The sequence below is a fragment of the Vibrio sp. T9 genome, assembly GCF_003123985.1.
Lineage (GTDB): Bacteria > Pseudomonadota > Gammaproteobacteria > Enterobacterales > Vibrionaceae > Vibrio > Vibrio diabolicus.
Genome location: NZ_NIGY01000207.1, coordinates 1 through 283, shown reverse-complemented (window position 1 = coordinate 283; position 283 = coordinate 1). Strand labels below are relative to the sequence as shown.

Genomic DNA, 283 nt, shown 5'->3' with positions numbered 1-283 from the left:
CGAGACCTACGTGCGCCTGGCAAAGAACGATGTGCGTTATCGCTTCGTCATCGACATGGCGACGATGCCGGCGTGATGTAAACCCATCGCCGGCATAGCCGGCTCCCACAAGGTTGCCGTAACCCACAAGGTTGCCGGCTCCCACAAGATTGCCGTGACCCTGTGGGAGCCGGCTTCGCCGGCGATGCCCTTGCTCGGTAGGAGCCGATTCATCGGCGATGCCCTTGCTGCTATCTTCAAACCCGAACACCGCAAAGGATCCGGTTTGAAGCGATTCCTCCGC

General features: G+C 60.4%; 1 protein-coding gene. It reads right to left on the bottom strand.

The features are described 5' to 3' along the window. A partial coding sequence (locus CBX98_RS26525) for a hypothetical protein (protein ID WP_206781406.1) occupies positions 1–283 on the bottom strand: 283 nt, incomplete at both ends.